Source organism: Pedobacter kyonggii (genome assembly GCF_004310665.1).
Classification (GTDB): domain Bacteria; phylum Bacteroidota; class Bacteroidia; order Sphingobacteriales; family Sphingobacteriaceae; genus Pedobacter; species Pedobacter kyonggii.
The window spans coordinates 24,527-35,663 of sequence record NZ_SIXF01000043.1; the positions used below are offsets into that span (position 1 = coordinate 24,527).

General features: G+C 39.7%; 10 protein-coding genes. 9 read left to right on the plus strand and 1 reads right to left on the minus strand.

Annotated elements, in window-relative coordinates; translation table 11 throughout:
- Window positions 1-10: 10 nt before the first annotated feature.
- Window positions 11-445 (minus strand): GPW/gp25 family protein, encoded by a 435-nt coding sequence (locus EYS08_RS23900; protein WP_131032452.1) that lies wholly within the window; start codon window positions 443-445, stop codon window positions 11-13.
- Window positions 446-624: 179 nt separating this feature from the next.
- Between EYS08_RS23900 and tssO the strand changes: the two genes are divergently transcribed.
- The 9 genes from tssO to tssD all read left to right on the plus strand — a co-directional run bounded on the left by tssO (window position 625) and on the right by tssD (window position 10,949).
- Window positions 625-1,146 carry a type VI secretion system TssO gene (tssO, locus tag EYS08_RS23905; protein WP_131032453.1) on the plus strand — a complete coding sequence of 174 codons (522 nt, stop codon included), beginning with the start codon at window positions 625-627 and terminating at the stop codon, window positions 1,144-1,146.
- A gap of 10 nt (window positions 1,147-1,156) precedes the next feature.
- Window positions 1,157-1,642, plus strand: a complete 486-nt coding sequence (locus EYS08_RS23910) for a type VI secretion system transmembrane protein TssO (protein WP_131032454.1) — start codon at window positions 1,157-1,159, stop codon at window positions 1,640-1,642.
- A gap of 34 nt (window positions 1,643-1,676) precedes the next feature.
- Complete coding sequence (locus tag EYS08_RS23915) at window positions 1,677-2,654, plus strand: PKD domain-containing protein (RefSeq protein WP_131032455.1); 978 nt, start codon at window positions 1,677-1,679, stop codon at window positions 2,652-2,654.
- 39 nt (window positions 2,655-2,693) lie between these two features.
- Window positions 2,694-5,069, plus strand: coding sequence for a type VI secretion system protein TssR domain-containing protein (tssR, locus tag EYS08_RS23920; RefSeq protein WP_131032456.1), 2,376 nt, complete (start codon window positions 2,694-2,696; stop codon window positions 5,067-5,069).
- A 5-nt stretch (window positions 5,070-5,074) separates the two neighbouring features.
- On the plus strand, window positions 5,075-7,591 hold the full coding sequence (locus EYS08_RS23925; protein ID WP_131032457.1) for an ATP-dependent Clp protease ATP-binding subunit: 2,517 nt from the start codon (window positions 5,075-5,077) through the stop codon (window positions 7,589-7,591).
- Between the two features lie 56 nt (window positions 7,592-7,647).
- Window positions 7,648-8,094 carry a hypothetical protein gene (locus EYS08_RS23930; protein WP_057933296.1) on the plus strand — a complete coding sequence of 149 codons (447 nt, stop codon included), beginning with the start codon at window positions 7,648-7,650 and terminating at the stop codon, window positions 8,092-8,094.
- Between the two features lie 18 nt (window positions 8,095-8,112).
- On the plus strand, window positions 8,113-9,501 hold the full coding sequence (locus tag EYS08_RS23935) for a DUF5458 family protein (protein WP_131032458.1): 1,389 nt from the start codon (window positions 8,113-8,115) through the stop codon (window positions 9,499-9,501).
- A gap of 123 nt (window positions 9,502-9,624) precedes the next feature.
- Window positions 9,625-10,197: an NAD(P)H-dependent oxidoreductase gene (locus EYS08_RS23940; protein WP_131032459.1), complete on the plus strand. Its 573-nt coding sequence runs from the start codon at window positions 9,625-9,627 to the stop codon at window positions 10,195-10,197.
- A 356-nt stretch (window positions 10,198-10,553) separates the two neighbouring features.
- Window positions 10,554-10,949 (plus strand): type VI secretion system tube protein TssD, encoded by a 396-nt coding sequence (gene tssD / locus EYS08_RS23945; RefSeq protein ID WP_025141859.1) that lies wholly within the window; start codon window positions 10,554-10,556, stop codon window positions 10,947-10,949.
- Window positions 10,950-11,137: the final 188 nt, after the last annotated feature.

Sequence of the window (11,137 nt, forward strand, 5' to 3'; positions counted from 1 at the left end):
GCGTTTTAGATTAAGTTGATAATGGGCTAAGAAATAAAGCGGTGCTGAAAAAATATTTTTCTCCTGTGGTTTTTATTAGTGCTCTGACACTAATATCTACCTTTTTTTTAATCTCGGTTATCTTACGTAGTGGGTATACATTTTCTACCTCAGTAATGCGTACTTCTACCGCGGTATTATATATTCTAAATTCATAGTCGGTGATGGATTTTAGCAACGATTTGCGGAATTTCTCCTCCCAAATGCTCTCGCTCACGATTAACTCAAAGTCGAGATCCCATATTTCACAGCCAAAATCGTTGTGGAACCGATGCTCGCCAAAGCGGGTAAAAATAATCAGTTCTATATGGTTCGAAATCGATTTTCCGAGGTCAGTTGGCTGAAGACCACCGCCTGAGAAAAGCGATCTAAATCTGAAGGGTTTGTTGTAAAAATTTTCAGACATACACGGTTTGGCTTAAAGTTTGTTAAAAGTAAAAGAAATAATATCTTTTTAATAACCAAACAACAAATATTAAAAATTGTTATAGTACAGTGTTAATTTGAAAAAGTTTGAGTGATTTTAGTGTGGTTGATTGTCGGATTAATTATTATACTATTGCTATGTGAAACTATTAATGCTCTATGAAACCCATTAATGCCATCGAAATCAGAACCGCTTACACGAGGTTTATCTTAAACTTTGTATTTCTAACGCTTTTCTCTATTCTCTGTATTTATCTCTTTTTTGCCGCATCCGATTATGAGTATACCCTGCTCGATAAAAAGGTAAAGGAAACCGAAAAACTATCTTATCTAAGAAAAGATATCAATACCAATTTCGACCTTATCCTTGTCCGTTTTAAAGAACTTGCCCAATACCGCGATTACAATGCCAACGAAATGAGCAAACAGAGTATCCTTTTGGGCGATATCCATAGCGCTAACAATAGGATTAAAGACCTTATTTCCAAAAAAACGCAAACCAGTCCGAGTTTTGATCTCTACGCCAAAATAAACAACAATGTGGGTGCAATGGCAGATCTGCAGGATTCGCTTATTAAATCAAGAGGCGATATCCAAAGGTATAAGGAACAGATAAACGATTGCCACCGCGCAAACCAGGCTACGGCAACCAAAATCAGAAACGGACGGTTCGGCCGATAATTAAACGATTATGATAAAATTAAGTATAAAAGAAAGACGCGAACAATTCTTGTTTTTTATAGCGCTGTTTGTTTTTACCGTAGGACTTTTAAGTTTTGGTATTTTTTATAGCGATAAATCGCGCTACGAAATCTCCAAAGAAGAGCTTGAGGTAAAAATCAGCGAGAACGAAACATTCGAAAGCATGGTAAAAGAAACTTCGCCAACTATTGATACCACTTATAAACAGATTACCCGGTACAACCCAAATGTACAGGCTGTTTTCTTGAAAAACGATATACAGAATTCATTAGGCTCTATCAGGGCTGCGTTTGATCGTAAAGCATCAGACCAGCGCTATAAAATATTTGTTCAAACGGCACAGCTGTACGACAGGTTATTTTACGATAGGCAGGAACAGAACAGAAACATTTCAGATATCGAATTGCATAAACGACAATTGGACGATTGTATTCTCAACAGGCGACAATTGCAGCAAACCATATCTGCTAGATAAATATACCAAAAACAACCTATAAAAAACGCTACCTATGTCTGACACAAACACCAAGCAAGTTAATTCAAATTCGCAGGGCTATGTTATTCTCTACATCCTATTAGCTGTATTGCTCTTAACAGGTCTTATTTTCCTATTTAAAAGTTCATTGTTCGAAAAAAGGGCAATTGATGCGCGAATCTTAAAAGATGAAATTTATTTAAACGAAAGTCTGGTTTTTACCGATAATACCCCAAAAGCTACAAAATGGTTATGGGAATTCGGAAACGGCGAAAAAGCCACTACAAAAACCGGTTCTTACCACTACACAAAGCCCGACACTTACATTGTGCGCTTAACCGTTGATGGCGAACTCCGTCAGGAATTTCCGGTTACCGTACGCGATACCGTTCATACACCGGTTGTAGATAGTGTACTAACCATTAGTGGCCCAACCGCAGGTTTGGTTAACGAAGAAATCAGGCTCGAAGGAGACGGCGAAGGAAAAGATTTCGAATGGTCGTTCGGCGAAACCGGACGCGTAGATGTTAAAGGAAAAACCGCTTTATATACCTACCGTGCCCCAGGGAAATATGTGGTACGCCTGCGCTCGGATAAAAGCCGTAAACCTGCTTTCCTAAACATTTTGATCACTGATCCAAATGCCGAAATCGTTGAAGATATTGTTGCCCCAGGTGATGGCGAACGTAAAACCATCGATGATATCAGGGCCCGTTTACAGGCCATTGCCAATGGTGCCGATTTTAACTCCAACTATTACTATCTCGTTAACAAATACATGTGCGGTAACGAAAAAGTAACGGTAAATGTAGAAATGAACGGTAAGAAAAAACAGACCGATATTTATTCATACTGCATGGGACTAACATTTGGGGGAGAAATAGCCGTTGATGAAGCGCAGCTAACCATCAAGCCAAATTCTACCTGTGCCAGTTTGGTAAACATTAAACAACATTCGGGAACGGCCCAGCCTGCAGCAACAACTGCTGATGCACCAGACAAAACAAGATAAATTAACAGCTCACCTAATTTTAAAGCTCATCTACAGATTATGAAAAAATACTATGCCTTAACCCTTCTTTTTATAGGAATATCGTTTGCCTACGCACAATCGCCGGCATCCTTTGGCAAAAGAGTAAAATACATGCCTAAATCTTACGAAAGGCCTTCAGAAAGTATAAACGTAATGGACAATACCAGTAGCAGCAGTTTGCCATGGATTGTTTTTTCAGACCGTGAAGATAATTATACCACTACTGCACCAGGTGGAAGCCTGATTATGAAAAAAATCAGCTTTATGGAACCTTTTTATGTTTCAAAAGAAGAAAACGGCTACCTGAAACTGATTAAATACAAGGCCGGAATGATCAGGGGCAGAAAAATAAACGATAAAAAAAGTGCCATCAGTTATGGTTGGATCGCAAAATCTAAACTGCTTTTATGGCAACGCGCTTTCTCTAACCAAAAAACAGGGTATGCAGAAAAAGCCATCGGTATCGTAAACGGGAAAAATGCCCTAACCGAACCAAAGTTCTATTTCGATACTACCGATTCTATCCTGGTTTACAATACACCCGAACTTAAAGACCGACGTACAAAAGTAAGGTTGCACGAAATTGCCTATATCTACAAAAAATCAGAAGATGGAAAAAAATACCTGATAGGTGCTGATGACCAGCTAGTTGCAGATACCGCTTTAAAAAGTATTTATGGTTGGGTTTCTGCCGAAGCTGTACACAGCTGGGGCGATCGTTTGTACATTACTTCTGTTAAACCGGGTGATTACGATAAGGATGATTCTACCTCGGTAGCCATCAAAAACGGGATCGATAAAGGAACAACTTTCACGGTAGATCCTTTATTGCCAAGGGAGAATCTGATCCTGCGTAGTGTACCTGTTGTTTCAAACGGTGAAGGAGGTAACACGGTAGGTATCGCTGCAGATGTTTACAACAAAAAAGACAATAAAATATTGACCATTAACGGTTCTGCGCTTTCTTATCAGGACTACCTTAACCTCCGTAAAAATAAAACCAAGGTAAATGTTGTTTTTGTAGTGGATGGTGGTAGCCCAATGACCAAATATTTTTCTGGAATGACCAATACCATCGCTTCTTTCGAAAATATTATGGGCGATTTTGGTAAAGGAACAAAAGTGAACTTTGGTGGTGTAGTATACCGTGGCGAAAGTGGTTGCGCTTTAAAAGGTATTTTTGTAAGCCCGATCCAGAATGATTACAGGCAGTTGATGACTTTTCTTTCAAATCAGGCTAAAAATACCGTTAGGTGTAATGGAGAAGTAAGCGAAGAACCTGTTTTTCAGGCAATAAAAACCGGATTAGGCTTATTTAAAGCAAAAAAGAACGAAACCAATTTAATTATTTTAGTTGGCAGTACCGGAAATACCGGGGGAACCAACAATTACCTGATTAACGAATTGAGTGAGCAGGTTGCGCAGGCAGATGCCCGTATTTTAGCCTTACAGGTGTATAGTGATTTTAATCAGTCATTTAACGATTTTGTAATCCAGTCGCGTAAACTCGTTTCAGAATCGGCTATCCGCTCTGCCGAATACAGAAAAAACACCATGGTAAAAGGTGAGGGTTTAAAAAGCTTCCAGCCTTATAATACCAGTTTACAGGATTCCATCTCTTATTATTTAGATTACCCTAAAAACAGTTTAATCCAGGGCGGGGTAGTTTTCCCAACAAAAGGTTCGGTAAATTCTAACCAGAGCATGACGATTGCTTTACGCCGTTTCGTAAAAGAAACCAATTCCGATATCTATAACCAGATCAGTTCATTGGATAGTGCTTTCCGTTTAACAGGCATATCGCGTAAAAACCTGACTGCCGATGTAGAAGGTTTATTGCCGGAACCCGTTGGCGCGGAAGTTGCAGACCGCATGCCGCACAATGCGTTTAAATACTATAGCACCGCAAATCTGTCGGCTGATGCAGTGAAAAATAACCCTTCAACATTACAATATGCCATCGTTTTAAATAACATGGAGTACAAACAGATTGTAGATGTGTTTTCGATTATGTTGGGGCAAAATTTGCAGGCCGATCAGTCTTCTTTCAGGAGTAAACTCGTTAAAAATTATGTGAAAATGCCAAAACAGATGCTGGGGATTAAAGAGTCATCGGGCAACATAAAGCGTTTAACCTTGGCCAACTACATTAAATTGGTAACCGGCTTACCTTTAAACAACAAATTTTTAGAGAAATACACCGTTGGCGATTTAAAGAACACTTCTAAAATGCCGCTTGAAGCGTTCGAAAGCTACATTAAATTATTAAATCAATCGGTTCAGCAGATTAAAAGGGCTACTCAGATTGAGCAGCAGTTTATTTCGAACGGCAAAACATATTACTACATCACCGAAAATAATTTTAACCCGGCAGTATTGCCTACAACCAACTAAGGGATATGGCAATTACAAATTTAAGCGAATCGGTCAAAACAGCCCTGCACATTGCACAGTCTTTAGCTAAAGAGTACAGAAACGAAGTGTTTACTGCGGCTCACCTGCTTAAAGGATTGATGCATAAAGATGTTGGCCTGCGCTCCTTCATCACCTCTATTGGGAAAGATGAAGAATATATTAGCGAATGGGCTGAAGTGCGGATAGATGAACAGGCAAAATCGGCGAGTTTTACGGATACCGTGAGTGGTGCGCCAGAAATTGCCGTGATTTTTGAAGAGGCCGATAATGTACGCATTAAACTGGGATTGGATTTAATCACCCCGGTATGTGTATTAACTGCATTGGCAAAACCGGGTATCGGTTTTCAGCCCGATCAGCTAAAATCGTTCCCGATTAAAGAACGTGAGATTTTGGATCTGTATGTAAAAGATGAAGAAATTTCGAGGGTGGTTTCGCCTGATAAAACAAGCGCTGGTGCCGAAAGCAAAGGCACAGGCAATGCCCTGTATAAATACTGTATAGATAGGTTACAGATGGTGCGTGATGGTAAAACCGACCCTATTATCGGCCGTGATAAAGAAACCAGGCAGATGATGGAAATCCTTTGCCGCCGCACCAAACCAAATGTAATCCTAACCGGTGATGCCGGCGTAGGTAAAACCGCTTTGGTTGATGGTTTTGCTATTGATATCGTAAACCAGAATGTACCTGAGAGTTTAAAACCCGTGCAGCTTTTTGAGCTCGATTTAGGTTCGTTAATTGCAGGCGCCTCTTACAAGGGAGAAATAGAAGACCGTTTAAAAAACATCATCAAAGAAATCAAGCAATTTGAAAAGGCTGTGCTCTTTATTGATGAAATCCACACTTTATTGGATAGTAAGGGGCCGTTAGGTGCGGGTATAGGTAATTTACTGAAACCAGAACTGGCCCGTGGCGAAATTACAGTAATCGGTGCCACAACCATTGATGAGTACCGCAAAATTATCGAGCCTGAGCAGGCTTTCAGCAGACGTTTTGAAGTGTTGCAGGTAAATGAGCCAAACGAAGAAAGCACCATTAAAATGCTGCAGAAACTGGCCGTAAAATACGAAGAGCACCATACCTTAACCATCGAACCCGATGCTTTGGGCGAATGTGTGCGTTTGGCCAAACGTTACATGAAAGATAGGAGGCTCCCCGATTCTGCATTCGATCTGCTCGACCGCACAATGGCCGCCATGAAAATGATGAACGATACCTCTGATCAGGTAATCGAAAGTTTGGAAACAGATCTGGAAGCTTTAAATGCCAATACCGAAGAATCGGAAGCAGAGAAATTTGCAGATTATAAATGGCTTTTCTCTTTGCTTCAGAATAAATTAAGCCCGGTTTTGCTGGGCCGCTTAACCGATGAAACACAAACCGATGCTTTCGAAACAGCCGATGAATACCAAGGTTATATTACCAAAAGCCTACAGGAATTAAAAAAATATGCTGCTGAAAAAAGCGATCGCATCAGCAAACAGGATATTGCTTCTATAGTGGCCTACAAAACAGGCATCCCAATGGGTAAACTGCAGGCCGGTGAAAAGGAAAAATTGCTCAATATGGAGCAGTACCTTAAAAAACGTGTGGTAGGACAAGATCAGGCATTAAAAGCTGTTTCTGATGCCATACTCGAATCGCGCAGCGGGTTGAATAAAAAAGGGCAGCCAATGGGATCCTTCTTTTTACTGGGGCCAACCGGAACCGGTAAAACCGAACTGGCCAAATCAATCGCCGAATTTTTGTTCAACGACGAAAAAGCGATGATCCGCTTCGATATGTCCGAATTTAAGGAAGAGCATAGTGCCGCCTTACTTTATGGTGCGCCTCCCGGTTATGTTGGTTACGAAGAAGGCGGTTTATTGGTGAATAAAATCAGGCAACAGCCTTATTCTGTACTGCTTTTTGATGAAATTGAAAAAGCGCACCCTTCCGTTTTCGATACTTTTTTACAGATCCTGGACGAAGGCCACATGCACGATCGTTTAGGAAAAGAGGGCGATTTTAGCAACTCTCTGATTCTTTTTACCTCAAATATCGGTAGCGAATGGATTGCCGAACAGATTGGCAAAGGAGTAATCCCTGCTTCAAATCAGTTAATGGAGGTAATGGCAGGGCATTTCCGCCCCGAATTTTTAGCCAGGATCTCCGAGATTGTTCCTTTTGCGCCGATAAACGAAAGTAATGTGGTGCGTATTTTCGAAATCCAGTTAAGCAGTTTGGCGCAATCGCTCAATAAAATGGGTATCGATTTTGAAATTGCAGAAGATGCCAAAAAAATGATCGCTTTAGATGGTTTTACACCAAAATATGGTGCAAGGCAGCTATCGGCAGTTATCAGAAATCTTTTACGCAGGCCAATCTCGAAATACATCATTTCTGGTGAACTAAAAAAAGGATCGAAGGTTGTGGTAAGTAAACATGCAGAGGAAGATAAACTCGAATGGAGTATTATTCAGCCAGAAACCGTAACATTGGAACAAAAATTGAGTTAAAACGTTAATTATTATATTATTAGAAAAAAATAATCGTAAACCTAAATCAACATACTATGTTTAATTATGAAATTGGTGGTAACGAGCGGAAAATTGACACCTCAGAAGCCTTCGCAGAAATTGCCCACAACAAAACACTTTTTGTACAGAAACTTACCGATAACGATCCGATAAAACCAGAAAAAGTAGAGGGATTAAAAACGGTGAAAGATGTATTCGAACATTATAAACCAAATGTGAAGGTAGCTTTCGAAAAGCAGGATGGATCTACCGTTGGGGAAACGATAAACTTTAACGATCTGGGCGATTTTGGTGTGAAAAACATTATCAACCAAAGTAACTACCTTACTAATGTGAACATCGAAAGAGAAATGTCGCTTAACGTAATCAAACAGTTAAAATCGAACAAAACCTTAAAAGCTACACTTGATGACGAAGAAACAAAGTCGGCTTTCATTAACGCTTTGAAGAACTTTGTTGACGAATTGGAGCAAAATAAATAATCTTAACGCCAAGAAAACATGTCAAATCCTCAAGAATTAAAAACCGACGAAAATACAGGCCAGGCAGGTTTTAAACCAGCTGAAGCCAAAACCTTAGAAAAAACATCACTTAAAGATAACCTCGAAAAACTGGCCCGTGTTGGTGGTTTCGATCTGTTGGAAGCCACTGTTGATGGTCTGCAGAATTTAAACCCTGAACGTAAAGCCCGTAAACAGATCTTTTTAACCGGTGATGAGAAAAAGAAAGAACGCGAAGAGCTGAAAAAGAAAATCCAGCTTTGGATCGATGTACTTGAATCTTCTACTTCGGTTGCCGATATGGTTGAAAAAAGTACCCAAAAACTGAATGCCGCCGAAGAAAACCTTAATAAAAACATCGGTACCGCATTAGAAAGTACAAGAGAGCTGGAGCAGGCATACCGTTCGGTACATTTATTTTATAAAAACACTGAATCTGACAAGCTTAAAAATGTGGTGCTGTTAAATGCATCAATGGATCAGATCAAAGATCTCGATAATCCACGCTTTATTGAATTCGTAGATGATGAATTAAAACAGAATTACGACCGTTTGGATCTCCGTAATAACTACTCGTTAATGGTTGTGCCTGGCTATATGGGCTCTAATAAAGTGTTAGAGAGATGGGGTAAAATTGCGCATAACAACAAAGCCATGCTGGTAACCGATTTTGCCGATCTTGATCAGCCGGATGATGTACTTGATTTATTTACCGCAGCAAACTTTACCGGAGGTGATGCATTCAGATCGAATGTAATCATGACATGTAACTGGTTGGTTGGCCGTGGTAAAGTTGCAGAAGTGGGTGAGGAAGATGATTTAACCGTACCAGGATCAGCAGCACTTGCAGGTAAAATGTATTACACCTTAATGTCGCAGGTTACTGCAGGTAAAAAACATGGTGCTATAAATGAAGTAGATGGTGTAAAATTCGATTTAAAGAAAAGTGAAATCTCTCATTTAGAAAGAGTAGGCTTGGTGCCAATGGTTAACGAATATGGTAAAGTAATGGCTTTCTCTGCCAAAACCTTATTTAACGGCGATAACATCGGTTTACAAACTTATTCGGTTGTACGTGTATTCGATTATATTACTAAAGTATTATTCGATTTCCTGAACAGAAGGGCTTTCGAAAACTGGACTTCTAAAACGGAACAGGACCTGCGTGGCCAGATTGTTAAGTTCTTGGATGGTATCCAGGGCGCCGACCGTTTAATCGAGCGATTTAAAATTATGCGTTTCGAGAGAGATGAACAACAGAAAGACAGAATCCACCTGGATATCCACATCACACCATATTTCCCAGCTAAAAGTTTTGTGGTAAAACTGGATGGACACAAAGGTGAAGATGAAAATACCACATGGAGTTCAGAATATAATCAGCAATAGTTTTTGATAGCTGAAAATAAAAACCCAACCCCAGCGTTGGGTTTTTTTATGGGTTATGCATAACACTTAACAAATTCTTTATAATTTTGTAATGCATCGGCCTGATCAGATTAATCAAAAAAAATGAAGCAAGTACTTCTCCTCAATGGAGATATTGAAAAAAACGCATCTACAAATTTCCTGATTAATGCCTATAAGCAAGGGGCAGAAAGTGTTGGTGCGACCGTTAGGGAGTTGGCCATTATCGATCTGATATTCAATTCGAACAAGCTGTTTAACAACAGACAGATTGCCGAGTTAGAGCCCGATCTGCAAAAAGCTTTAACTGCCATTAGGCAGAGTAACCATGTGGTGCTTTTTTGTCCCGTATATGTTGATCATATCCCGGCAAAAGTTAAAGGTTTTTTCGATCGTCTTTTTATGCCCGATCAGATTTTTACAACTCAACAGCAAAATGTAAACAACAATTTTAGTGGCAGGTCGGCCAGGATTGTATCAATTTTAGATGAGGCGACCTTTAAAGAGTGGAAAGCTAATAAGAAAACCACTTATTTATCCATTAAAAAAATAGTGTTCGAAAAATGTAAGATGAGCCCTGTATTAACCAATACCATTGGCGAACTGCATTCGCTCGAGAACCACTATAGCCAAAAATGGCTGGCCAAAATGGAAAAATTCGGCTCACAGCTCATTTAAAATTTCGCCATTTATGCCGCCAGGTCTGTGTCCTCACAGACCATCATATTTACTTTAGTAGTACACTTTGTCCTAAAACACGACACTTTGTGTACAATCGCTACGATTTTGTAGCGTAATCACTTATCGTAATGTATTTGTAACACTAAAGATAGATTGTTTTTTCCACATCTTTTGCACAAAAAGATGTTCTATAACTGCATTTTTAGGCGATAAACACAATTTGCCATTTTTTTGAGTGGGGGGTATCACCTATCAATAAGCTATATAGATCATATTTGGCCTGATATTTGGTTATGTTAGTACAGTAGCGGAGGCTACATAAATCAAATTTTTAACCTTTAAATTTTAAAACTATGGCTTTCAAAGCTAGATTAAATTTTTCAGGCAAGGAGTACGATGTGCTTCATTGTGCCTATGCGTTAAACCGTGATGTAGATGCTAAGGGAAGACCTTCTTCCGGAGTTTACGGCGGTACCATCGACATTGAGATCGAGTCAACCGAAGACACCTCAATAATCGAGGCGATGGTAAACAACCAGTACAAACCTATTACAGGAACCCTTCTGATCAAGAAAACGGAGGAAGATGCCAAAATGAAAGAAGTTAACTTCGAGGATGGCTACATTGTTAAATATTCCGAAGGGATAAACATTGTTGGCGATCACCCGATGACACTCAAATTCCAGATTTCAGCCAGAAAGCTTAAATTAGGCAATGCCGAGCACCTTAACGACTGGCCAAAAGCCTAAGCGGAGGTTGAAGGCAGAAAGGTAAATGGTTTAAGGCATCACGTAAATTCTAACCACTAACGAACTAACTTTAAACAGTTTAGAGAAGAGGGTTTAGAGTTTAGGCAAATGAAACGCAAAACGCCAGCTACTTTACACTTCACGCCAACCGCTCAACGCAATTCATTCATTTTTCAAAAACATTAAAA